At 66.3% G+C, this 22583-nt stretch carries 22 protein-coding genes and 1 pseudogene; 12 read left to right on the top strand and 11 right to left on the bottom strand.

Features of this window, described 5'->3' with window-relative positions:
* Nucleotides 1-73: 73 nt before the first annotated feature.
* Both FIU66_RS14050 and FIU66_RS14045 read right to left on the bottom strand, forming a co-directional pair.
* Complete coding sequence (locus FIU66_RS14050; protein ID WP_167623547.1) at nt 74-1075, bottom strand: TAXI family TRAP transporter solute-binding subunit; 1002 nt, start codon at nt 1073-1075, stop codon at nt 74-76.
* An 88-nt stretch (nt 1076-1163) separates the two neighbouring features.
* Nucleotides 1164-2051: a LysR family transcriptional regulator gene (locus tag FIU66_RS14045; RefSeq protein WP_167623593.1), complete on the bottom strand. Its 888-nt coding sequence runs from the start codon at nt 2049-2051 to the stop codon at nt 1164-1166.
* 91 nt (nt 2052-2142) lie between these two features.
* On the opposite strand from FIU66_RS14045, the gene FIU66_RS14040 reads away from it, so the two are divergent.
* Nucleotides 2143-3342: an acyl-CoA dehydrogenase gene (locus tag FIU66_RS14040; protein WP_167623546.1), complete on the top strand. Its 1200-nt coding sequence runs from the start codon at nt 2143-2145 to the stop codon at nt 3340-3342.
* Nucleotides 3335-4492, top strand: coding sequence for a CaiB/BaiF CoA-transferase family protein (locus FIU66_RS14035; protein ID WP_167623545.1), 1158 nt, complete (start codon nt 3335-3337; stop codon nt 4490-4492). Before FIU66_RS14040 ends, FIU66_RS14035 begins: the two co-directional genes overlap by 8 nt.
* A gap of 3 nt (nt 4493-4495) precedes the next feature.
* Here FIU66_RS14035 and FIU66_RS14030 read toward each other — a convergent pair whose 3' ends face one another.
* Genes FIU66_RS14030 through denD form a run of 4 tightly spaced genes read right to left on the bottom strand, consistent with a single transcriptional unit; the run spans nt 4496 to nt 8959 of the window.
* Nucleotides 4496-5263 (bottom strand): glucose 1-dehydrogenase, encoded by a 768-nt coding sequence (locus FIU66_RS14030; RefSeq protein ID WP_167623544.1) that lies wholly within the window; start codon nt 5261-5263, stop codon nt 4496-4498.
* Nucleotides 5264-5311: 48 nt separating this feature from the next.
* Complete coding sequence (locus FIU66_RS14025; RefSeq protein ID WP_167623543.1) at nt 5312-7090, bottom strand: IlvD/Edd family dehydratase; 1779 nt, start codon at nt 7088-7090, stop codon at nt 5312-5314.
* On the bottom strand, nt 7083-7979 hold the full coding sequence (locus FIU66_RS14020; RefSeq protein WP_167623542.1) for an NAD(P)-dependent oxidoreductase: 897 nt from the start codon (nt 7977-7979) through the stop codon (nt 7083-7085). The genes FIU66_RS14025 and FIU66_RS14020 overlap by 8 nt, the downstream gene beginning before the upstream one ends.
* Nucleotides 7976-8959 carry a D-erythronate dehydrogenase gene (denD, locus tag FIU66_RS14015; RefSeq protein ID WP_167623541.1) on the bottom strand — a complete coding sequence of 328 codons (984 nt, stop codon included), beginning with the start codon at nt 8957-8959 and terminating at the stop codon, nt 7976-7978. The genes FIU66_RS14020 and denD overlap by 4 nt, the downstream gene beginning before the upstream one ends.
* A 126-nt stretch (nt 8960-9085) precedes the next feature.
* On the opposite strand from denD, the gene FIU66_RS14010 reads away from it, so the two are divergent.
* From FIU66_RS14010 to minE, 10 genes are all read left to right on the top strand, one after another.
* On the top strand, nt 9086-10522 hold the full coding sequence (locus FIU66_RS14010; RefSeq protein ID WP_167623592.1) for an FAD-binding oxidoreductase: 1437 nt from the start codon (nt 9086-9088) through the stop codon (nt 10520-10522).
* 31 nt (nt 10523-10553) lie between these two features.
* Entirely contained in the window at nt 10554-11273 is a 720-nt protein-coding gene (locus FIU66_RS14005; protein WP_167623540.1) for a FadR/GntR family transcriptional regulator, read from the top strand.
* 158 nt (nt 11274-11431) lie between these two features.
* Nucleotides 11432-12568 (top strand): fumarylacetoacetate hydrolase family protein, encoded by a 1137-nt coding sequence (locus FIU66_RS14000; RefSeq protein WP_194585780.1) that lies wholly within the window; start codon nt 11432-11434, stop codon nt 12566-12568.
* Nucleotide 12569: 1 nt separating this feature from the next.
* Entirely contained in the window at nt 12570-13115 is a 546-nt protein-coding gene (locus FIU66_RS13995; protein WP_167623538.1) for a TRAP transporter small permease, read from the top strand.
* Nucleotides 13112-14389 (top strand): TRAP transporter large permease, encoded by a 1278-nt coding sequence (locus tag FIU66_RS13990; protein ID WP_167623537.1) that lies wholly within the window; start codon nt 13112-13114, stop codon nt 14387-14389. Before FIU66_RS13995 ends, FIU66_RS13990 begins: the two co-directional genes overlap by 4 nt.
* 35 nt (nt 14390-14424) lie before the next feature.
* On the top strand, nt 14425-15438 hold the full coding sequence (locus FIU66_RS13985) for a TRAP transporter substrate-binding protein (protein ID WP_167623536.1): 1014 nt from the start codon (nt 14425-14427) through the stop codon (nt 15436-15438).
* A gap of 80 nt (nt 15439-15518) precedes the next feature.
* Nucleotides 15519-16448 (top strand): DMT family transporter, encoded by a 930-nt coding sequence (locus FIU66_RS13980; RefSeq protein ID WP_240544793.1) that lies wholly within the window; start codon nt 15519-15521, stop codon nt 16446-16448.
* Nucleotides 16449-16703: 255 nt separating this feature from the next.
* The gene (gene minC, locus FIU66_RS13975; protein WP_229849414.1) at nt 16704-17456 is read left to right on the top strand and encodes a septum site-determining protein MinC; all 753 of its coding nucleotides are present in this window, start codon (nt 16704-16706) and stop codon (nt 17454-17456) included.
* On the top strand, nt 17453-18301 hold the full coding sequence (gene minD / locus FIU66_RS13970) for a septum site-determining protein MinD (RefSeq protein WP_167623535.1): 849 nt from the start codon (nt 17453-17455) through the stop codon (nt 18299-18301). The genes minC and minD overlap by 4 nt, the downstream gene beginning before the upstream one ends.
* On the top strand, nt 18298-18576 hold the full coding sequence (minE, locus tag FIU66_RS13965) for a cell division topological specificity factor MinE (protein WP_201281133.1): 279 nt from the start codon (nt 18298-18300) through the stop codon (nt 18574-18576). Before minD ends, minE begins: the two co-directional genes overlap by 4 nt.
* Before the next feature lie 427 nt (nt 18577-19003).
* On the opposite strand, the gene FIU66_RS13960 is transcribed toward minE, so the two are convergent.
* The 5 genes and pseudogenes from FIU66_RS13960 to repA form a co-directional block, all read right to left on the bottom strand.
* Nucleotides 19004-19156, bottom strand: coding sequence for a hypothetical protein (locus FIU66_RS13960; protein ID WP_167623534.1), 153 nt, complete (start codon nt 19154-19156; stop codon nt 19004-19006).
* Nucleotides 19157-19252: 96 nt separating this feature from the next.
* Nucleotides 19253-19619: pseudogene (gene repC / locus FIU66_RS13955) on the bottom strand (replication initiation protein RepC).
* Nucleotides 19620-19713: 94 nt separating this feature from the next.
* Entirely contained in the window at nt 19714-20325 is a 612-nt protein-coding gene (gene repC, locus FIU66_RS13950; RefSeq protein WP_167623532.1) for a plasmid replication protein RepC, read from the bottom strand.
* Nucleotides 20326-20484: 159 nt separating this feature from the next.
* On the bottom strand, nt 20485-21390 hold the full coding sequence (gene repB / locus FIU66_RS13945) for a plasmid partitioning protein RepB (protein WP_167623597.1): 906 nt from the start codon (nt 21388-21390) through the stop codon (nt 20485-20487).
* On the bottom strand, nt 21390-22574 hold the full coding sequence (gene repA, locus FIU66_RS13940; protein WP_167623531.1) for a plasmid partitioning protein RepA: 1185 nt from the start codon (nt 22572-22574) through the stop codon (nt 21390-21392). The genes repB and repA overlap by 1 nt, the downstream gene beginning before the upstream one ends.
* Between the last annotated feature and the right edge of the window lie 9 nt (nt 22575-22583).

Raw genomic sequence — 22583 nt, 5'->3', positions numbered from 1 at the left:
TCCTGGATTGCAGGGAACGGAAAAGGACGCGAACCCCTGGGCCCGCGTCCTTCGAACCGGATCGGACCCGCGCTTACTGAAGCTTGCCCGCTTCCCTGTAGAACCGTTCCGCGCCCGGATGGAACGGAATGCCCGCGCCCGCCGTCGCGCTGTCCAGCGTGATCTGCTTGCCCTTGGCATGGCCCGCCGCGAACAGCTTCTGGGTGTTTTCGTTATACAGGGCCTGGGTGATGCCGTAGATCAGTTCCTCGGGCTGGTCGGCCGAGGTGACAAGCTGGGCGCCCACTGAAATGGTCGCCACGTCCGCATCCTGGCCTTCATAAGTGCCTGCCGGCAGGTTGTCGACGGCGAAGAAGTTGTAGGTTTCCAGCAGCTTGTCCACCTCGGGGCCGGCGATCGGGACCAGCTTCACGTCATGCTGGCTGGCCAGTTCGGCGATCGCGCCGGCCGGGAAGCCGCCCACGAAGAAGAAGGCGTCCATCGCGCCGTCGCGCATCCGGTCCGCCGCCTGGTCGGGCTTGAGGTATTCCGCCGTCACATCGGCTTCCGACAGGCCATAGGCTTCCAGGATGATCTTGGCATCGACCAGCGTGCCCGACCCGGGTTCGTCCAGCGACACGCGCTTGCCCGCCAGGTCGGCCACGGATTCGATGCCCGCGTCGGCGCGGGTGACCAGGTGGATGCTTTCGGGATACAGGTTCGCAATCAGGCGCAGCTTCTCGACCGCGGGCTGGCCTTCCCACAGCCCGGTGCCGGTCTGCGCCCAATAGGCCACGTCGGACTGGCTGAAGCCCGCTTCCAGGGCGCCGCCGTTGATGGCGTTGACGTTGCCCACCGACCCGTTCGAGGCCACGGCCGTCGCCACCAGCCCCGGCACGCCGCAGGAACCGCCGTCGTCGCAGGCGCGCGATCCCGGCGGGTTCGAGATGGCGTTCGCGATCAGCCCGCCGATCGGGTAATAGGTGCCGGCCGTGCCGCCGGTGCCGATGCGGAAGAACGACATCTCCTGCGCGGCGGCGCCCTGGCCTAGCGTGGCGGCGACGGCGAAGGCCGCGAACAGCGATGTGAATTTCATTGTGCTTGTCCCTGTTATCGGAAAATCGCCGTTACGTTAGCACAGGATCCCGCGGTCACAACCGCTTGAAGTCGCAGGGGCGGCAGGTTCAGCCGGCAACCTGGGCCGCCAGCCAGTTTCGGAAATGGACCAGCGGACGGAAGTCCATCCGGCTGCCGGGCCAGACCAGGCAATAGCCGCCGCGCCCCGGAACGGCAGGGCGCAGGACGGGCAGCAGATGGCCTTCGGCGATTTCCTGGCGGGCCAGATAGTCGGGCAGAAGCGCCACCCCCAGCCCCGAGATCGCCGCCTGGATCATCATGGAAAACTGGTCCATGACCATTCCGCCCGAAGGCGCGGCCCCCCTGCCCTGGCCCCGGAACCAGTCGGCCCAGGCTTGGGGCCGGGTCTGCAGGTGCAGCAGGACCAGCCCCGCCAGATCGCCGGGATCATCGATGGGATGGGCCTTCAGGAAGGCCGGGCTGGCGCAGGCGGTCAGGCTTTCGTCGAACAGCTTCAGGCTGTTCGGGTCCGGGTCCGCGTCCGGGCGATAGATGATCGCGGCGTCGAAGGGTTCGGTCGCGAAGGCCACTGGCTGGAACCGCGTGGTCAGGTTCACCAGGATGCCGGGATGGCGGGCCATGAATCCCGGCAGGCGCGGGGCCAGCCAGCGGGTGCCAAAGGTCGGCAGCACCGCCAGATCCAGGCTTCCGCCTTCGGGGTTGGCGATCAGCGACATGCCGCCCCGCTGGATCAGGTCAAGCGCGGCCGAGATGTCGGCGTGATAGCGGATGGCGCCCTGGGTCGGGACCAGGCGGCGGCGGTGGCGCGAGAACAACGGCTGGCCCATCTGGTCCTCCAGCGTCTGGACCAGGCGGCTGACGGTGCTCTGCGTCAGGCCCAGTTCCTGCGCGGCGGCCGTCACCGATCCGTGCCGCATGACGCCGTCGAAGGCCAGCAGCAGGCTGAGGTTGGGCAGGTATCGCCGGATGCGCATGACATTCATCCCGTGCATGGAATGATTGAGATTTATCATTTTCGATGCACCCGGCAAATGTCTATGCTGTCGCCAACACAGGAGATCCCGCATGTCCACGAAATCCCACAAGGGCGCCGCCTTCGACTGGGCCGATCCCTTCCTGCTGAACGACCAGCTTGGCGAAGAGGAACGGATGATCCGCGACAGCGCCGCGGCCTTCGCGGCCGACCGGCTGGCCCCGCGCGTGACCGACGCCTATCTGAACGAGACCACCGACCCCGAGATCTTCCGCGAGATGGGGGCGGCGGGCCTGCTGGGCGTGACGGTGGCCGAGGAATACGGCGGAGTCGGCGCCTCCTACGTCTCCTACGGCCTGGTCGCGCGCGAGATCGAGCGGATCGACAGCGGATACCGCAGCATGGCCTCGGTCCAGTCATCGCTGGTGATGTTCCCCATCGAGGCCTATGGCAGCGAGGATCAGAAGCACAAATACCTGCCCAAGCTGGCCAGCGGCGAATTCATCGGCTGCTTCGGCCTGACCGAGCCCGATGCAGGGTCGGACCCCGCCGGCATGAAGACGCGCGCAAAGAAGACCGAAGGCGGCTATGTGCTGAACGGCGCGAAGATGTGGATTTCCAACAGCCCCATCGCCGATGTCTTCGTGGTCTGGGCGAAATCCGACGCCCATGGCGGCAAGGTCCGCGGCTTCGTGCTGGACAAGGGGACGCCCGGCCTGTCCGCCCCCAAGATCGAGGGCAAGCTGTCGCTGCGCGCCTCCATCACCGGAGAGATCGTGATGGAGGATGTCGAGGTCGGCGAGGACGCCCTGCTTCCCAACATCGAAGGCATGGGCGGGCCCTTCGGCTGCCTCAACCGCGCGCGTTACGGCATTTCCTGGGGCGCGATGGGTGCGGCCGAGGATTGCTGGTTCCGCGCCCGCCAATACGGCCTTGACCGCCACCAGTTCGGCCGGCCCTTGGCCGCGACGCAGCTGTTCCAGAAGAAGCTGGCCGACATGCAGACGGAAATCGCGCTTGGCCTGCAGGCGTCGTTGCGCGTCGGCCGCCTGTTCGACGAAGGCCGCTTCGCGCCCGAGATGATCTCCATCGTCAAGCGCAACAACTGCGGCAAGGCCCTGGACATCGCCCGGATGGCGCGGGACATGCATGGCGGCAACGGCATCTCAAGCGAGTTCCAGGTGATCCGCCACGCCCAGAACCTGGAAACCGTGAACACCTATGAAGGCACGCATGACGTGCACGCGCTGATCCTGGGCCGCGCGCAGACCGGGATCCAGGCCTTTGGCTGAGGCGCCGCTGAAGGGGCTGCGCGTGGTCGAGCTGGCGCGCATCCTGGCCGGTCCCTGGATCGGCCAGACGCTGGCTGACCTGGGCGCCGAGGTCGTCAAGGTCGAGGCGCCCGAGGGCGACGACACCCGCCGCTGGGGCCCGCCCTTCATCGACCGCCCCCGCGCGGACGGCACCACCGAAAGGGTCGCGGCCTATTTCCACGCCGCGAACCGGGGCAAGACCTCGGTCACCTGCGACTTCAACGATCCCACCGACCTGGACCGCCTGCGCGCCCTGATCGACGACGCCGACGTGGTGGTCGAGAACTTCAAGGTCGGCGGGCTGGCCCGCTTCGGGCTGGACTACGATACACTGTCGGCGCGCAATCCGGGGCTGGTCTATGCCTCGATCACCGGTTTCGGGCAGGACGGGCCGCGCGCGCCCCAGCCCGGATACGACTTCCTGATCCAGGGCATGTCGGGGATCATGGACCTGACGGGCGCGCCCGACGGAGAGCCGCAAAAGGTCGGCGTCGCCTGGATCGACATCTTCACCGGGCTTTACGGCGTGATCGCCGTGCAGGCCGCGCTTGCCGAACGACAGCGGTCGGGCCGGGGGCAGCATCTGGATCTGTCGCTGCTGGATTGCGGGGTGGCGGTGCTGGCGAACCAGGCCACGAACCATCTGCTGGGGGGCATGGTGCCGCACCGGCTGGGCAATGCCCATCCCAACATCGTGCCCTACCAGCTGTTCCCCGCATCCGACGGCCACCTGATCCTGGCCTGCGGCAACGACAGGCAGTTCGCCGCGCTGTGCCGCGTGCTGGGCCTGCCCGACCTGCCCGCCGATCCCGACTTCGCCACCAACCCGGCCCGCGTGGCCCATCGCGACCGGCTGGTGCCGATGCTGACGGCTGCCACGTCGCGCCGGACCCGAGCCGAGCTGATCGCCCTGATGGAAGGCGCGGGCGTGCCCGCCGGTCCCGTCAACGACGTGGCCGAGGCCCTGTCGGAACCCCAGATCCTGGCGCGCGGCTTGCACATCACGCCCGAAGGCATCGCAGGCCTGCGCACGCCCATCCGCTTTGGCCGCAGCCGCATGGCGCATGACCGTGCCGCCCCCGCCCTGGGCGAAGGCGGTTGGAGCTTCGGAAAGGATCCCGCCCCCTAGGCGTCACAGCACCGAGGTCATGCCCCCATCGGCATAGATGACCTGGCCCGACACATAGCTGGATGCGTCGGACGCCAGATAGATGACCGTGCCGGCCAGTTCCTCCGGCAGGCCCCAACGGCGCATCGGCGTGCGTCCCTTGACCCAGGCGTCGAAGTCAGGGTTCTCGAGCAGGGCCTTGTTCATCTCGGTGACCATGTAGCCCGGACCGATGGCATTGGCCTGGATGCCCTTTTCGCCCCATTCGGCGGCCATGGCCTTCGTCAGCATCACGATGCCGCCCTTGGCCGCCGTATAGGGCGCGATCGTGGCGCGGGCCATCTGCGAATTGACCGAGCCGATGTTGATGATCTTGCCCCGCCCGCGCGGGGCCATGCGGCGCGCGGCCTCTCGGCCGATCACGAAGGCCGAGGTCAGGTTGACGTCGATCACCCGGCGCCAGTCGTCGCTGTCCAGATCCAGCAAGGGGCGGCGGAACTGGATGCCCGCGTTGTTGACCAGGATGTCCACCTCGATCCCCTGGGAATCCAAGTGCCGGAAGGCCGCGACGATGGCATCTTCATCGGCCACGTCGAAGGCCAGCGTCAGCACGTCATGCCCGTCCGCGCGCATGGCGGCGGCCGCGGCTTCCAGCCGGTCGGGATCCTGGCCGTTCAGGATGACGCGCGCGCCCGCCCCGGCCAGTCCTTCCGCGAAAGCCCGGCCCAGCCCCCGCGACGAGCCGGTGACAAGGGCCGTCCTGCCGGTCAGGTCAAACAGCGCAATGGACATCAGGATCTCCTTGGACGGCTGGCCGGGTTGACGGACGAGCCTGCCCCCTCAGTGGTTGTGGCGGGGCAGGTTCGCGCTGATGCGGCGGAAATCCTCGGCGCCCCGGATGGTCGCGCCGTCTTCAAGCTGCGTCACCGTTTCACGATAGATCCGCTGCCAGGGCGTGGCCGAGGGCGGGACGGGCGGCAGGCCTTCAGCCCGGCGGCGGGCGATCTCGGCATCGTCCACCAGCATGTCGCAGCGGCCGTGGTTCAGGTCGATGCGGATGCGGTCGCCGGTGCGCAGGAAGGCCAGCCCGCCCCCCGCCGCGCTTTCGGGCGAGGCGTTCAGGATCGACGGGCTGTCCGCCGTCCCCGATTGCCGCCCGTCGCCAAGGGTCGGCAGGCTGCGGATGCCCCGCTTCAGCAGGCGGTCGGGCGGTTGCATGTTGACCACCTCGGCCGCGCCGGGCCAGCCAAGCGGCCCTGCACCCCGGATCACCAGGATCGAGTTCTCGTCGATGGGCAGGTCCGGGTCGTTGATCCGGTCGTGATAGTCCGCCGATCCGTCGAAGACGAAGGCCGTACCCTCGAACACGCCCTCGTGGCCCGGCTGGCACAGGTAGCGGGCGCGGAAATCCTCGGAAATCACGCTGGTCTTCATGATCGCGAAGTCGAACAGGTTGCCCTTCAGCACCAGGAAGCCCGCGCGGTCCATCAGCGGCGCGTCGAAGGGGCGGATCACTTCGCGGTCGGTGGCCTCGCGGCCCACAAGGTTCTCGGCCATGGTCCGGCCGGTGACGGTGGGGCAGTCGCCTTCCAGCAGGCCAGCCCCCATCAGTTCCCACATGATCGCGGGCACCCCGCCCGCGCGGTGGAAGCGTTCGCCCAGATAGGCGCCCGCAGGCTGGACATTGGCCAGCAAGGGCACGTCATAGCCGTGGGTCTGCCAGTCGGACGGATCAAGCGCCACGCCCGCGTGCTTGGCCATCGCCATCAGATGCGGCTGCGCATTGGTGGACCCGCCGATGGCCGAATTGACCCGGATCGCATTCAGGAAGGCCCCCCGCGTCAGGATGTCCGAGGGCCGGATGTCCTCGTTCACCAGTTCCACGGCGCGCCTGCCGGTGCGATAGGCGATCTGGCCCCGTTCGCGATAGGCGGCGGGGATCGCGGCGCAGCCGGTCAGCGACATGCCAAGCGCCTCGGCGATGGCATTCATCGTGGAGGCGGTGCCCATCGTGTTGCAGTGCCCGATGGACGGCGCGCTGTCCAAGGCGGTCTGCAGGAACTCGTCGCGGCTGATCTCTCCGGCGGCGTATTTGCGGCGCGACTGCCAGATCACGGTGCCCGACCCCGCCAGCTTGCCTTCGTGCCAGCCGTCCAGCATCGGCCCGCCCGACAGCACGATGGCTGGGATGTCCACGGTCGCCGCCGCCATGATCGCGGACGGCGTGGTCTTGTCGCAGCCGGTGGTCAGCACCACCCCGTCGAAGGGATAGCCATAAAGCAGCTCCACCAGGCCCAGATAGGCCAGGTTGCGGTCAAGCGCGGCGGTGGGGCGCTTGCAGTTCTCGAACAGGGGGTGGCTGGGAAACTCGATCGGGATGCCGCCCGCGTCGCGGATGCCGTCGCGCACCCGGCGGGCCAGGTCCAGGTGGTGCCGGTTGCAGGGGTTCAGGTCGCTGCCCGATTGGGCGATGCCGATGATGGGCTTGCCCGAGCGCAATTCCTCGGGCGTGGTGCCATAGTTCATGAACCGTTCAAGATAAAGCGCGGTCATGTCGGCGTGGTCCGGGTTGTCGAACCAGTCCTGCGAACGCAGGCGGCGGGGCGGGCTGTCAGTCATCGGTGGTCCTCGCTTCGGGATGCGCGGCGTTCATCGCTTCCAGATGAAGCAGCAGCCCGCTGTGGTCTGTATCGCCGTGGCCCGAGGCCACGAAGTCGCTGAAACCCGCCCGGACCGTTTCGGTCAGTGGCAGGGTCAGCCCCGCGCCCGCCGCCAGATCCGCGACGGCGTTCAGATCCTTCAACTGGAACCGGGAAGGCCCGCCGGGCTGGAAGTCCCGTGCGATCATCCGGCCGCCGTGCAGTTCCAGAATGCGGCTTTCGGCGAAGCCGCCGCGGATCGCGTCGCGGAATCTGGCGCGGTCGGCCCCGCCGGACGACACCAGCATCATCGCCTCGGCCACGGCGCCGATGGTGATGGCGACGATCTGCTGGTTCGCCAGCTTGCAGACCTGCCCCGCCCCCGTCGGGCCGACATGGGTCAGCCGGCCCAGCGGCGCCATGACATCGGCGATGCGGGCGATCACCGCGGCATCGCCGCCGGCCATCAGCGCAAGGGTGCCGTTCTCGGCCCCCGGAACCCCGCCGGAAACCGGGCAATCGACCGCCGCGATGCCCCTGGCGGCCAGGGCCGCGGCATGGTCGCGGGCCTGCGCGGGCGCGATGGACGAGGTGTCCACCAGCACCGCGTCCCTGGACATGGCATCGGCGACGCCGCGCGCGAACAGCACATCGGCCACCGCGGCCCCGTCGGCCAGCATGGTGAACACCACCTCGGCGCCGGCCACGGCCTGCGCGGGATCGGCGGCGGGAATGGCGCCCGCCTGGGCCAGCACCTGCGCCTTTTCGGGGCTGCGGTTCCAAACGGTGACGTGGTGGCCCGCCCCCAGCAGGCGCCGCGCCATCGGCGCGCCCATCAGCCCGGTTCCCAGGAACGCGATCCGGGTCATGGCATGCCGCCCAGTTCATCCTCGACATGGGCGCGGATGATGTCGTCGAAGCTGTCTTCGGACACGAAGCCCAATTCGCGGGCGCGTTTCGCCTCGAAGCCCGGCGCCCAGCCTTCGCACATGCGGGTGATGGCGGGGTCCGGTTCGCGGCGGATCAGTTTCACCGCGTCTTCGCCCGCGACGCGGCGAAGGGCCTCGATCTGGTCGCCCACCGTGGCGCTGACGCCCGGCATCGACAGGTTGCGCCGCGGCCCCACCTTGGACAGATCCATGCTGGCTGCGTGAATCATGAAGCCCACCGCCGACCGGGGCGAGGTGTGCCAGTGACGGACGCTGTCGGGCACCGGCAGGACGGCCTCTTGCCCGACAAGGGGTTCGCGCAGGATCGAGGAGAAGAAACCCGAGGCCGCCTTGTTGGGCTTGCCGGGGCGGATGCAGATCGTGGGCAGGCGGATGCCGATCCCGTCGAAGAAGCCGCGGCGAGTATAGTCGGCCAGCAGCAGTTCGGTGATCGCCTTCTGCGTGCCATAGCTGGTCAGCGGCGTCGCGTGGAAATCGTCCGGGATCGGATAGGGCAGCGGCGCCCCCATCACCGCGATGGACGAGGCGAAGACCACGCGCGGGAAATAGCCGTCGGCGGCATGGGCGTGGCGGATCGCCTCGAACAGGTCGCGGGTGGCGTCCAGGTTGATCCGGTAGCCCTTTTCGAAATCGGCCTCGGCCTCGCCGGACACGATGGCGGCGAAGTGGAAGATCACGTCGGGCCGCGACTGGATCAGTTGCGCGGCGGTGCCGGGGGCGGACAGATCCGCGGCTACCAGGCGGCACTGGCCGTCGAAACCCTCTGGCGTGTCGGGCGCGACCACGTCGACAAGGGTCAGCGCCTCCAGCGGCTTGCCCGCCAGTTCGCCCATCTGCACAAGCCGTTGCGTCAGCTTGCGGCCCAGCATCCCTGCGGCCCCAATGGTCAGCACATGCATTCGCGCCCTCCCTTTCCAGATCCGGCTGGAAAACCGGACGATTTAGATTAGTATGATTGTCTGATGACCTGCAAACATAAATATCCGTAAGGCGCGGCGATGCACGATCAACAGGAACTGCCGGATATGGCGGCCGGGGCTTCCGGTGACAAAGACTTAGCCCCGGCACAGCGTCTGGCCGCGATGCTGGGCCCGGACATGGTGCTGACCGGCAAGGCGGTCCTGCCCTATTGCCGCGACTGGCATGGCGACGTGCAAAGCGACGCGATCGCGGTCCTGCGCCCGCGCGACACCGCCGAGGTGCAGGCCTGCGTCCGCGCGGCCGTGGCCCTGGATCTGCAGATCGTTCCGCAGGGGGGCAATACCGGGCTGGTCCTGGGCGCCCTGCCCGACAGCCCCGCAAGGCAGGTGGTCGTCACTCTGGAACGGATGTCCCGCATCCGCTGCCTGGACCCCGACAACTTTTCCGCCGTGGTCGAGGCGGGCGCGGTTCTTGAACAGGTCAAGGAGGCCGTGGCGGCAGTGGGCCTGTATTTCCCACTGACCCTTGGCGCGCAGGGCAGTTGCCAGATCGGCGGCAATGTGTCCACCAATGCGGGCGGGGTGAACGTGCTGCGCTATGGCATGACGCGAGAGCTTGTCCTGGGGCTGGAAGTGGTGCTTCCCGACGGGCAGGTGTTCGACGGGCTGTCGCAGCTGCGCAAGGACAACAGCGGCCTCGACCTCAAGCAGCTTTTCATCGGCGCGGAAGGCACGCTGGGCATCGTCACCGCCGTGTCGATCAAGCTGCTGCCCGCCCCCGAAAAGGTCGCAACCGCCCTTGTCGCGCTGCCCCGGCTCGAGGACGCGATCGAGCTTTACCGCCGCGCGCGCCGCGATTGCTGCGACCTGATGTCGGCCTTCGAGTTCATGCCCCCCCTGGCCATCGACCTGGCAAGGGAAGCGATGCCGGATCTGCCGATCCCGCTTGAGGCGACCTATCCCGCCTATGCCCTGATCGAGATCTCGGGTTCGGGACTGGTGGACATCGACGACCTGATGCACCGCTTCCTTGAAGCGGCCTTCGAATCCGGCCTGGCCGTCGACGGGGTGGTGGCGCAGTCGCAGGCTCAGGCCCGCAACCTTTGGGCGATCCGCGAAGGCATGAACCTGGGCCAGGCCCAGCGTGGCCGGCACCTGCGGACCGACGTGTCGGTGCCCCTGTCCCGCCTGGCCGATTTCGTGGCCGAGGCCGAGGCCGCGGTCACAGCGCGGATGCCGGGCTGCATCTGCGTATCCTATGGCCATGTGGGCGACGGCAACGTCCACCTGAACGTCCTGCCGGACTTTGCCCAGGGTCCCGCCGGCATCGACGCCCAGATCCTGACGGCAAAGAAGATCGTGAACGAGGTGCTGGACCGGTACAGCGGCTCGATCAGCGCGGAACATGGCATCGGGCGGCTGAAGAAGGCCGATCTCGACATACGCCTGCCTGCGGTGAAACGCCAGCTTCTTGCCCTGGTCAAGAACGCGCTAGACCCGAAGATGACGATGAATCCAGGCTGCCAGGTCGATCTGCGATGACCCGGCCCCAGGCAGAACCCACAGGAGTTGGATGATGAGCGGCGACTTTACCCAGATCATGCGTACCGAACACCTGCCGACCCGCATCGCCACGCAGTTTTCGCGGCAGATCCAGAAGGGCGCGCTGAAGCCGGGCGACAAGCTGCCCACCGAACTGGCCATGTCGAAAAGCTTCGGCGTCAGCCGGACCGTCATCCGCGAAGCCATCGCCCAGCTTCGCAACGAGGGCATGATCGAGACCCGCCAGGGCGTCGGCGCCTTCGTGATCGAACGCCCGACCCGCCACATCCGCCTGGACGATGGCGGGCAGATGGACAAGCACGCCTTCCGCGACCTGTTCCAGTTGCGCGTGCCGCTGGAGATCGAGGCCGCAGGGCTGGCCGCGACCTATCACCGGGCAGAACACCTGCAGCAGATGGACGAGGCCCTGGCCCGCATCACCGCGACCGGCGAAAATGCCAATGACGGCATTGTCGCCGACCTGGATTTCCACCGGACCATCGCGGTGGCCACCGGCAACGATTACTTCGTCCAGTTCCTCGGCGCCATTTCCGACCGGATCATGCAGACCATCGTCGCCTCGCGCGAAAGGCTGCAACTGGTCGAGATCGTGGCCGTCGTGCGGCGCGAGCACAGCGAATTGCGCGATGCCATCGCCGCGCGCGATCCGCTGCGCGCAAGGGAAGCGATGCGGACCCATATGCGCAATTCTGCCGAACGCGTGGCCCTGCAACTGGAGGTTTATGCCTGAAGGCGACAGCCGGCCGGGGAAAGTTTCCCGTGGACAAGCCGCCGGAAAAATCGTTATGGTCCGATCATACGGTTGTCTGACATCGACAACCCGGTGCTGGAGGGCACCGACCTGAAGGAGGGGAACAAGTGGCTTCAACGCAGGCCCTGAAGGCATTCATGCTTTTGCCGGATGATGCGGATCGCGCGATCCTGCTGGGTCGGGTCTGGTCCGACCGGCTGGACGGGCCCTGCCCCGTCGTGCTGCGGGACGGGCGGCTGTTCGACCTGTCAGGCATCTCGGCCACCATGTCCGGCCTTCTGGAACGCCCTGACCTGATGGCATCGGTCACGGTCGATGGCCTGCCCGATCTTGGGCCCCTGGATGATTTCCTGGACGGAACGGCGGGTCGCATGCTGGCGCCGGTCGACCTGCAGGCCGTCAAGGCCGCGGGCGTCACCTTTGCCGACAGCATGCTGGAACGCGTGATCGAGGAACAGGCCCGCGGCGACAGCGCCCGCGCCCAGGACGTGCGCGCCCGACTGGCCCCGGTGATCGGCGACAGCCTGCGGGGTGTCCGGGCCGGGTCGGAAAAGGCCGGGCAGGTCAAGGCGCTGCTGCAGGAAATGGGCCTGTGGTCGCAGTATCTGGAAGTCGGCATCGGCCCGGACGCCGAGATCTTCACAAAGGCCCAGCCCATGTCGGCGGTCGGATGCGGCGACAGGGTCGGCATCCACCCCATGTCCGAATGGAACAACCCCGAACCCGAGGTCGTGCTGGTCGTGCGGTCGGACGGCACGATCCTGGGCGCGACGCTTGGCAACGACGTCAACCTGCGCGACGTCGAGGGGCGGTCGGCCCTGCTGCTGGGCAAGGCCAAGGACAACAACGCATCCTGCGCCATCGGCCCCTTCATCCGCCTGTTCGACGACGGCTTCACCCTCGGGGACCTGGAACAGGTGCGCGTGTCGTTGCGGGTCGAGGGCGAGGACGGCTTCGTGATGACCGGCGAAAGCCCGATGGAGGCGATCAGCCGCAGCCCTTCCGACCTGGTCGGCCAGCTTCTGAACCGGTCGCACCAGTATCCCGACGGGGCGGTGCTGTTCCTGGGCACCATGTTCGCCCCCGTCAAGGACCGCCGGGGCGCGGGCCAGGGCTTTACCCACGAGGTCGGCGACCGGGTCGAGATCGCGTCCCCCCGCCTGGGCCGGCTGGTCAACTGGGTGGACCGGACCGACCGCTGCCCCCCATGGGATTTCGGCGTCGGCGCGCTGATGCGCAACCTGGTCGGGCGCGGCCTTGGCGAAAGGATCTGACATGGCGCGGGCAACGCACCTGTTCTTCCGGTTCCTCGACATCCTTCTGGCCCTGCTGCTGGCCACGATGGCGATCATGGTCTTCGTCAATGTCGTCATGCGCTATACCATGAACTCGGGCATCGCCGTGTCGGACGAGCTGGCGCGCTTTGCCTTTGTCTGGCTGACCTTCATCGGCGCGGTCGTGGCCCATCACCACCACCAGCACATGGGGATGGAAACCGTCGTGGCGCAGTTCGGCCGGCGCGGCCGCATTGTGCTGATGGGCCTGTCCAGCCTGCTGATCCTGGGCTGCGCGGGCGTGCTGACGCTGGGCACCTGGAAGCAATTGCCCATCAACGCCAGCATGAGCGCGCCGGTCACCGGCCTGTCGATGGCCTGGGTTTACGGCATCGGCCTGTTCACCGGCATCGGCATCATCGTCATCACGGCCGAGCGGCTGTTCCGCCTGCTGACCGGCAGGATCACCGAGGCCGAGATCAACAGCTTCGGCGGCGACCATGACCACAGCCTGCCCGAGGGCAGCACCCGGGGACACCAGGAATGACGCTGCTGATCTTCATCGTCTCGCTGCTGGGGGCCATGGCCATCGGCGCCCCGGTCGCCTTTGCGCTGATCTTCTGCGGCGTGGTGCTGATGTCCTACATGGGCATGTTCAACACGCAGATCATCGCCCAGAACATGCTGATCGGGGCGGACACCTTCACGCTGCTGGCGATCCCGTTCTTCATCCTCGCGGGCGAGCTGATGAACGCGGGCGGGCTGTCCAAGCGCATCATCGACTTTGCCATCACCTGCGTGGGCCATATCCGCGGGGGGCTTGGCCTTGTCGCGATCATCGCGGCGGTCATCATGGCCTCGATCTCGGGCTCGGCGGCGGCTGACACCGCGGCCCTGGCCGCAATCCTGATCCCGATGATGGCGCGCGCGGGATACAACGTGCCCCGTTCGGCCGGGCTGATCGCGGCGGGGGGCGTCATCGCCCCGGTGATCCCGCCCTCGATGGCCTTCATCATCTTCGGCGTGGCCGCCAACGTCTCTATCTCCCGGCTGTTCATGGCGGGCATCGTGCCGGGCATCCTGATGGGGCTGTCGCTGGCCGTGACCTGGATGATCGTGGCCCGCAACGACCGGGTCGAGACCCTGCCCCGCGCAAGCTGGGCCGACCGGGGACGGGCCTCGGGCCGGGCGGTCTGGGCCCTGGGGATGCCGGTCATCATCCTGGGCGGCATCAAGCTGGGCGTCGTCACACCGACCGAAGCCGCGGTGATCGCCGCCTTCTACGCCCTGTTCGTTGGCATGTTCGTGTATCGCGAACTGAAGCTGGCCGACCTGCCAGCGGTGCTGATCGCGGCCGGGCGGACAACGGCTGCGATCATGTTCCTGGTCTGCGCGGCCCTTGTGTCGGCCTGGCTGATCACCGCCGCCAACATCCCCGCCGAGATCACCGGCTATATCGAGCCGCTGATCGAGAACCCCAAGCTGCTGATGCTGGCCATCATGATCCTGATCCTGATCGTCGGCACCGCCCTGGACCTGACGCCCACGATCCTGATCCTGACCCCGGTGTTGATGCCCATCATCACCAAGGCAGGCATCGACCCGATCTATTTCGGCGTCATGTTCATCATGAACTGCTGCATCGGGTTGCTGACGCCGCCGGTTGGCGTCGTGCTGAACGTCGTCAGCGGCGTCGGGCGCGTGCCGCTGGGCAAGGTGATCACCGGCGTCTGGCCGTTCCTGATCGCGCAGATCCTGGTGCTGCTGCTGCTGGTGGCATTCCCCAGCATCGTCATCGTTCCGGCGAACTGGTTCCACTGACCTTACAAGACCAAACGAAACGGGAGGAAAAGACCATGAAACATACCATCCTGACCGCCGCCCTTTGCGCGGCCACCGCACTGACCGCAGCCGGCCCGGCCCTGGCCCAGTTCCAGGAACGCACCTTCCGGGTGTCGAACGGCATCAACGAAGACCACCCGGTCAATACCGGGATGCAGGCGATGCAGGCCTGCCTGGACGAAAAGACCGGCGGCAAGATGAAGATGCAGGGCTTCTGGGGCGGCGCGCTTGGCGGCGATCTGCAGGCCACGCAGGCGCTGCGCAGTGGCCTGCAGGAAGCGGTCGTCACCTCGTCCTCGCCGCTGGTGGGGATGGTGCCGGCGCTTGGCGTCTTCGACCTGCCCTTCCTGTTCCGCACCCCGGAAGAAGCCTATGCCATCATGGACGGCGAATTCGGCGACATGCTGAACCAGAAGCTGGACGAGGTGGGCCTGGTCAACCTGGCCTATTGGGAAAACGGCTTCCGCAACATGTCGAACTCTCAGCGGCCCATCACCCAGTGGGAAGACTTCGAGGGGATGAAGGTTCGCGTGATGCAGAACAACATCTTCCTGGACACCTTCTCGAACTTCGGGGCCAACGCGACGCCCATGTCCTTTGGCGAGGTCTTCTCGGCCCTGGAAACCAAGGCGATCGACGCGCAGGAAAACCCCTATGTGACCATCGACACCTCGAAGTTCTACGAGGTGCAGGAATACATCAGCGAGACGAAGCACGCCTATACGCCGTTCCTGTTCCTGTTCTCGAAGGCGATCTTCAACACCTATTCGCCGGAAGAACAGCAGGCGCTGCGCGACTGCGCGATCGTCGGCCGGGATGTCGAACGCAAGGCCATCCAGGAGCTGAACCAGCAGTCACTGGCGAAGATGCAAGAGGCCGGTTTGAAGTTCAACACCATCTCGCCCGAGGATCAGGAGGAGATGCTGGAGAAATCGCAGGTCGTCTATGAAAAGCACAAGGACGCGATCGGCGCCGATGTCGTGGACCAGGTGCAGGCGGCCCTGGCGGAACTGCGCGCAGGCAACTGATCCGGCGGCTTTCAAACAGCCTGCGGCGCCGGTGACGGCGCCGCAGGCATGACAACAAACGGCTTGGGGCGGGATTCTGGATGTCAGGCAATCTGGCAGGCGCGCTGCTGATGCTGCTGGGAATGGCGGCATTCGCGCTGAATGACACGATCGGCAAATGGCTGGTGGCCGATTACGGGGTGGCCCAGGTGATCCTGCTGCGGTCGCTTGCGGCCGGGCTGATGATGGCGCCCTTCTTCCTGCGCGGAAAGGGCGTCGTGGCGCGGGTCAAGTCGGCACCCCGTCCCGGCCTGCAGGCCCTTCGCGCGATCTGCGCCACGGCCGAGGTGTTCTGCTTCTACCTGGCTGTCTTCTATATGCCGCTGGTCGACGTGATGGCCTTCTGGATGGCCGCGCCCATCTATGTGGTGGCGGTGTCCCCCCTTCTGCTGGGCGAAAGGGTGTCGGCCAAGACCTGGACCGCCGTCGCAGTGGGCTTTGCGGGCGTCCTGATCCTGCTGGCCCCGTCGCTGCAGGTGTCCGGGCTGGGCGTCCTGTTCGCCCTGCTGGGCACGGCGGCCTTTGCGGCGATGGTCATCCTTGGCCGGTCCCTGCGCGAGACGCCCGACCGCGACCTGGTGCTGTTCCAGCTTGTCGCCGCGACCTTGGCCGGGCTGGTGCTGGCGCCGTTCGACTGGCAGCCTGTCCGGTCCCTGTCCGATCTGGGCTTGCTGTTCCTGCTGGGCGTGGTCGCGACGGCCGCCCATATGCTGGTCACGCGGTCGCTGAAGCTGGCCGATGCCTCGGTCGTGGCGCCGCTGCAATATTCGCTGCTGGTCTGGGGCGCCCTGCTGGGATTTGTCGTGTTCGGGGACGTCCCGGCCACCGGCATGATCGCCGGTGCGGCGCTGATCGTGGGTTCCGGCCTGATCGTGCTGCGCCGCAGCACGCGCGATGACAAATCGGCGACGACCGAGGCGACCGCGCCTTCCCCGGGCAAGGGACTTGCGGTCGAGGATCCGGCGGCCTGAAGGGAAGCCGGCCCCGCCATCCATTTCTTTGATCGCCCTTTTGGTGCAGCCGCGCCCCTGGCCACATCGTCCTTGCCTTCGGGCTGGACATGGCTGCCGGGGCGGGGCAATCACACGTCAAGGGCGTCGGCGGGTTCCTGCCGGCACGCACGCGGTGTCTTTCCCCATCAGGGCGCTTCGTGGGAAATGGCCCCCTAATGAAGAGCGGCCCGACATTTGAGTCGCCACCCGCCAGAGCAGGAGCAGAGGATCGACGTGTCAGAAGGATACGCCCGTGCCCGGCAAGCCATGCCGTCGGCCAGAACTGCCCCGTTCCAGGTTCGCGGCAGGTTCCTGACCGTTCTTGCCCTGCGGATCGACAGCGATGTTGCCGACGACGCCTTCCATGCCCAGCTTGGCGAACAACTGGGCCGCACGCCGCAATTCTTTTCCGGTGCTCCGATGGTGCTGGATCTGGCCCAGGCCCCGGGCCTGCAGGATCCCGACCGCATCCGCGATCTGGTGGAACGGCTTCGCAAGCGCGACCTGCGGGTCTTCGGCGTCCAGAACGCGCCGGGCCTGGACGGGGGGCTTCTGGCCGATCTGGGCCTGATCCCCGTAAGCACGGGGCGTGACGCGCCCATCGCCCGCGAACCGGCCCCGGCCCCCGTTGCCGCAGCCCCTGCCCCACAGCGCCCCGCCGAAAACAAGGTCATCCGCTCGCCCGTGCGGTCGGGACAGATGGTCGTGGCCGACCAGGGCGACCTGACGGTCATCGGATCGGTCGCATCCGGGGCCGAACTGATCGCGGCGGGCAATATCCACGTCTATGGCACGCTGCGCGGCCGGGCCATGGCAGGCTGCCACGGCAACGAGAACGCGCATATCTTCTGCCAAAGCCTGGACGCCGAACTGATAGCCATCGCGGGCCTTTACCAGACCAGCGAGACGCTGGACGGGGCCGTCCGCGACCGCTGCACGCATATTTACCTGGAGAACGAGAAACTTCGCATGGAGGTGATCGCATGACATCGGAAGCCAAGAAGGACGCGCCCCTGGGGCGGGTCATCGTCATCACCTCGGGCAAGGGGGGCGTCGGCAAGACGACCTCGTCCGCGGCAATCTCGGCGGGGCTGGCAAAGCAGGGCTTCAAGACGGTCGTGATCGACTTCGACGTGGGCCTGCGCAACCTCGACATGATCATGGGCTGCGAACGCCGCGTGGTCTTCGACTTCATCAACGTGATCCAGGGCGATGCCAAACTGAAGCAGGCGCTGATCAAGGACAAGCGGCTGGAAACCCTGTTCATCCTGCCCACGTCGCAGACCCGCGACAAGGACGCCCTGACCAAGGAGGGCGTCGAGCAGATCCTGAACGAGCTGAAGGCCGAGTTCGACTATATCGTCTGCGACAGCCCTGCGGGGATCGAGCGTGGCGCGCAGATGGCCATGTATTACGCCGACGAGGCCGTGGTCGTGACCAACCCCGAAGTGTCCTCGGTGCGCGACAGCGACCGCGTGCTGGGGCTTCTGAGCAGCCAGACCAAGCGCGCCGAAACCGATGGCGCCGAGCCGATCAAGGCCCAGGTCCTTCTGACCCGCTATGACCAGGCCCGCGTGGACAGCGGCGAGATGATGACCGTCGAAGACGTGCTGGAAATCCTGGCCGTGCCGCTTCTTGGCGTGATCCCGGAAAGCAAGGCGATCCTTAAGGCCTCCAACGTCGGCACGCCGGTGGTGCTTGACGAACCCTCGGCCGCCTCGCGCGCCTATGAGGACGCGATCTCGCGCCTGACCGGAACCCAGGTGGAAATGCGCATCCAGGGCGAACGCCGCCCCGGCCTGTTCCAGCGTCTGTTCGGACGTGCGACATGAACCTGTTCAGCTTTGTCCGCAAGCCGCGCCCGGCCCAAAGCGCGCAGACCGCCAAGGATCGCCTGCAGATCCTTCTGGCCCATGAACGCAGCAGCGGCACGGCCGAGGCCGATTACCTGCCGATGCTGCAGCGCGACATCATCGCGGCGATCCGCAAGCATGTGCCCATCATCGGCGACAAGGATGTCGATGTGCGCATGGAACGCGGCGACCAGATGTCCAGCCTCGAGATCAATATCGAGCTTCCGGCAAGCCTTCTCACGAAGAAAGGCTGACGTCCCTTGCCTGGTGCCACGGCACCGGGCCCGCGCCTTTACCACTGCCTCTGGCGCGCCGGATACCCGTTATGCGGCATCCGGAACAGGATCTTTCAGAGTAAGAGGCTGATTTTACGTTCAAAAAATAACACTATACAAAAAGTCAAGTTGTCCGGGAACAACTCCGGGGTATTGTTGGTTTTTGTGCATTCTGTTTGTAGGTATTGCTATGTGCCAAACCACAGCGCCCCTGCGTTTCGCCCCGCTGTTTCCGTCGACGATTGGAAGATCATCATGGCAGCGATCCAGGCTTACTCTCACAATTCGGAATATCGCGATCTTCTGGGCCGGCTTGAACATCAGGCAGCCCTGAACGCGTTCTTGAGCCGCGCCGACAACCTGGACGGCAACGGTCTTATAGCTGACGCCGGGACGTTTGTCAGACCTACTTTTCCTGCGGATGCAGCCTGTTGCAAAAGCGGGGCCGTTTGGCACGGTTTCTCAGCAGCAGACGGTTGCGGAACGGACGCAGCCCCCTGCCCTTGCGGAACAGGCTTTCTGTCCGGAACGGCACGTCACGCGGCAATTCCTGGTTCATCGCCCTGCCTGATCCGCCATTGCTCCTCGACCGACAAGGTTGACAGCTGTCAACTGCATAAACCCGGCGCTTTCTGCCGCCGCAGCAAGGCCTTGATCATCGGGCCGATCCGGAACGTTCGGCTTGCGCCAGATGACGCAGATAGGCGCCAGGGTTTCGAATGTCGCTGAAGCGCTGCAGGATGCAGGACAAGGCCACCGCCGCCTGTCCTTCCCCAAGCTTTGGCGGCAAAGCTCCAGGTCTCGCGGGTGATGCCCAGCATGGGCCGCACGAAATCGGCTACCCTCGCCAGGTCATGCCAGTTTCGGACCGGCGCTTGGGCATAGGTTGCGATTTCTGGCGCGGCTTTCAGCACAAGCTCCAGCGGCGGCAGTTCGTTTGGCTCATCGGCTTTTACAGATTCAAGATCATCTGAGTCTGTATTCTGTTGGTGCCGCTCATTTTGGCTGTCATTGCCGCTCATTTCCGGTGCTTCGACCAAGGATCCCAAGTCCGCAAGCAAGCAAAGCAGGCGGGACTCGATCTGGCCAGCGCGGCTAGGTCCAGCTTGCGCCGCATCATTCGCTGCAGTTCGGGCCAGGCACGCCCCTGACTGCATTCCCGGGCTCGGCAGAGGACAAGGCAAGATCACGCAGCAGCAGGGAGATCGACTGGCGTGTCTTGCGCACAAGTCGGCGCGTCTCGCGCGCATCCTCGGCCGCTTCGGCGATTTCGGCAGCACGATCCAGAAGAGGCCGCAGGTCGAAGCCGAAGACCCGGTCGATCCGGCCCTGGCCGTCGCGCGTTGCGTATCGCTTGCCATTGGGGCTGTCGCAGCGGTTGATCAAGCTCGCCTGGCACAACGCGGCCAGGTGACGGCGCAGGGTGCTTTCCGGCATCCCGTGCAGCCGGGCCGAAAGAGAAGCATTCGATGGAAACACCGTCAATGCCCCCGACCGCAACTCGCGGCCTGGATAGAAGGACAACAGCGCTGACAGGACTGACAGATTGCGGTCCGTCAGCCCCAAGGCCTCGCGCCCGTCCGTCAGATCCTGGATCAGGGACCACTTGTCGACGGATTGCTGGCGGGACGCGGCAAGGGCGTTTCGTCCGCCGAAAGACGATGCGCTTCCGCCCGCCGCCCTTGTGAGGTGGTGGAAATATGTCTCATTCGCGATGTCACAAGGCAAATGAAGGCCGACGCCGGAACCGACGGTGTTGACAGCTGTCAACTTATGCCGCTATCTTCGAGGTGCTAGATCGAGAGAACGGCCCTTTGGGATGTCATGTCCTGGGGGGCTTTTCTTTTGCCGTCCTGTGCCTCCTTGTTGGTGGGGGTTTGTTGTTGCTCACGGCCGGCGCTCCAGCCAGTCGCGGTGAATCTCGGCGATATTGTCGATCAGCCAGTCGGCGAAGTCGCGTCCCGGACCGTCAAGCTCGATCACGGCGCGCGCCGCGCCGCGCCGTGCCTGGCCCAGGGCCGCGCCGTCGGCGGCTTGCAGGACCTGGGTGGCCGGACGGGCAGGGGGGGTGGCAAGCCCCGCCAGGACGGCGGCGAAGCGCGTGTCCGAATCGGGGCCGGCGGCCAGCGACACCAGTTCGTCAACCGACCGGCCCTCTGCCTTCTGGGCCAGGGCAAGCCAGCGGTCGCGTCCAGCCGAAGGTGCCGCGCCGATGGCCCGGATCAGCCGGTCGGGCAGGGCCTCGACGACCGTCAGCATCCGCGAGATGACCGTCTTGTCGATCGACAGCGCATCGCAGACCAGCTTCCGGTCATAGCCCGCAGCCACCATCTGCCGGGCAAAGTTGGCCTTCTCGATAAAGCTCAGGTCTTTCCGGGCCGAGTTCTCCTGCCCTTGGGCCACGATCAGCTCGCGGTCGTTCAGGCTGCGGACCATTGCCTTGACCGGCATTCCCAGACGGCGCAAGGCGGCAACCCGGCGGCGCCCGAAGACGATGTCGTACCGCCCCTCGAGGTTCAGCGACTGGCGCAGAAGCACCGGCACCTGCTGGCCATATTCCTTGATCGAGGCCATCAATCCCTCGATCCCGGCCGGATCGTCGTCCAGCCGGTCCTCGACCCCGGCATTGTCGATCATGTCGGCCGGCACCTCGATGATGGCGCGGTTCTTCAGTTCGTTGATGGATTTCGACACGGCACCGATGGCGCCGCGGTCGGACCGGGGCAGGGGGCTTCGGCCATCATCGGGCGCGGGTGCCGCCATCAGGTTCTTGAGCAGATCCTTGCGTGCCATCATCCCCCCTTGCGGCCCCAGGCCGCCTGGATAAGCCCCTCGATCTCGCCATTGACCGCGTTCAGGCTTTCGAGCGCGCGTTCATAGGTGGCGCGGGTGAACTGCGACTTCTCGACCTCGTAGAGCGTCTGCTTGGTGATCCCGGCATCCGAAATGGCGGTGGATTTCAGGACCGGGTGGTTCAGGACATGGTCCCCGAACATGGACCGCATGAAGCTGACCATCTGGTTTTGCGGGCCGTCGCCGGGTTCATAGCGGGTGACGACATAGCGCATCCAGTCATAGTCCATGTCCCCCCCGGCATCGGCCACCACCCCCAGCAGGTTCGAGGTCATCAGCAGGAACTGGCACATCGACATGACATCCAGCATCTGCGGATGCACGGTGACAAGAATGGCCGTTGCCGCCGACAGCGCCGACATGGTCAGGAACCCCAGTTGCGGCGGACAGTCGATCACCACGACGTCGTAATCGGCCTCGACTTCGGCCAGAACATCGCCAATCCGGGTAAAGAAATAGTTGCCGGACTGTTCGCGCAACGCCATGGGCGTTGCATGTTCGAACTCCATCAGGTCCAGGTTGCCGGGGATCAGGTCCAGGTTGGTGAAATAGGTCTTCTGGATCACCTCGCGCAGCGGCACCGGGTCGTCATAGCGGATCGAATCATAGATCGTGCCCCCGTCGGGCAGATCCAGTTCCGGCTGGACCCCGTGCAGGGCCGAAAGGCTGGCCTGCGGGTCAAGGTCGATCGCCAGGACCCGATAGCCGTCAAGCGCCAGCTTCTGCGCCAGATGCGCCGCAGTCGTGGTCTTGCCCGAGCCGCCCTTGAAGTTGATCACCGTGATCACCTGAAGATGGTCGTCCCCCCGCCGCCCCGGCAGATAGGTCCCTGCGGATTTCGCCCCCTTTTCAAGGAGTTCTCGCAGATCCTGGATATCGGCCGGGGTATAATAGCGCCGTCCCCCCGCCCGCGTTTCAGGCGAGGGGCCCTTGCCCTCGAGGTCCAGCTTGCGCAGATAGGCGTCCTTGACGCCCAGCAGATCCGCCACCTCGCCCGAGGTGAACTTGCGCAATTCACGCTTGGCGTCGGGCGGGAAAAGCTGTTCGCGATGCGCGTGCAGCCGCTCTGAAAGCGCGGCGGCATGGGTGCCGACCAGCTTGTCGATCCGAGTCTTTGGCTGCACACTGCCCAT

It is taken from the genome of Paracoccus sp. AK26 (genome assembly GCF_011801365.1).
Lineage (GTDB): Bacteria > Pseudomonadota > Alphaproteobacteria > Rhodobacterales > Rhodobacteraceae > Paracoccus > Paracoccus aerius.
The sequence above is the reverse complement of the archived record's forward strand: the minus strand, read 5'-3'. Positions and strand labels throughout refer to the sequence as shown.

What these genes read in the sequence shown, in the direction of transcription:
- FIU66_RS14005 (WP_167623540.1), top strand. Translation starts at nt 10,554, where the DNA reads ATGATGAGCGGCGACTTTACCCAGATCATGCGTACCGAACACCTGCCG.
- FIU66_RS13960 (WP_167623534.1), bottom strand. Translation starts at nt 19,156, where the DNA reads ATGAACCAGGAATTGCCGCGTGACGTGCCGTTCCGGACAGAAAGCCTG.
- minD (WP_167623535.1), top strand. Translation starts at nt 17,453, where the DNA reads ATGACATCGGAAGCCAAGAAGGACGCGCCCCTGGGGCGGGTCATCGTC.
- FIU66_RS14040 (WP_167623546.1), top strand. Translation starts at nt 2,143, where the DNA reads ATGTCCACGAAATCCCACAAGGGCGCCGCCTTCGACTGGGCCGATCCC.
- FIU66_RS14000 (WP_194585780.1), top strand. Translation starts at nt 11,432, where the DNA reads ATGCTTTTGCCGGATGATGCGGATCGCGCGATCCTGCTGGGTCGGGTC.
- FIU66_RS13985 (WP_167623536.1), top strand. Translation starts at nt 14,425, where the DNA reads ATGAAACATACCATCCTGACCGCCGCCCTTTGCGCGGCCACCGCACTG.
- FIU66_RS14025 (WP_167623543.1), bottom strand. Translation starts at nt 7,090, where the DNA reads ATGACTGACAGCCCGCCCCGCCGCCTGCGTTCGCAGGACTGGTTCGAC.
- FIU66_RS14045 (WP_167623593.1), bottom strand. Translation starts at nt 2,051, where the DNA reads ATGCGCATCCGGCGATACCTGCCCAACCTCAGCCTGCTGCTGGCCTTC.
- FIU66_RS13990 (WP_167623537.1), top strand. Translation starts at nt 13,112, where the DNA reads ATGACGCTGCTGATCTTCATCGTCTCGCTGCTGGGGGCCATGGCCATC.
- minE (WP_201281133.1), top strand. Translation starts at nt 18,298, where the DNA reads ATGAACCTGTTCAGCTTTGTCCGCAAGCCGCGCCCGGCCCAAAGCGCG.
- FIU66_RS14030 (WP_167623544.1), bottom strand. Translation starts at nt 5,263, where the DNA reads ATGTCCATTGCGCTGTTTGACCTGACCGGCAGGACGGCCCTTGTCACC.
- FIU66_RS13995 (WP_167623538.1), top strand. Translation starts at nt 12,570, where the DNA reads ATGGCGCGGGCAACGCACCTGTTCTTCCGGTTCCTCGACATCCTTCTG.
- FIU66_RS13980 (WP_240544793.1), top strand. Translation starts at nt 15,519, where the DNA reads ATGTCAGGCAATCTGGCAGGCGCGCTGCTGATGCTGCTGGGAATGGCG.
- repB (WP_167623597.1), bottom strand. Translation starts at nt 21,390, where the DNA reads ATGGCACGCAAGGATCTGCTCAAGAACCTGATGGCGGCACCCGCGCCC.
- FIU66_RS14020 (WP_167623542.1), bottom strand. Translation starts at nt 7,979, where the DNA reads ATGACCCGGATCGCGTTCCTGGGAACCGGGCTGATGGGCGCGCCGATG.
- FIU66_RS14050 (WP_167623547.1), bottom strand. Translation starts at nt 1,075, where the DNA reads ATGAAATTCACATCGCTGTTCGCGGCCTTCGCCGTCGCCGCCACGCTA.
- FIU66_RS14010 (WP_167623592.1), top strand. Translation starts at nt 9,086, where the DNA reads ATGGCGGCCGGGGCTTCCGGTGACAAAGACTTAGCCCCGGCACAGCGT.
- denD (WP_167623541.1), bottom strand. Translation starts at nt 8,959, where the DNA reads ATGCATGTGCTGACCATTGGGGCCGCAGGGATGCTGGGCCGCAAGCTG.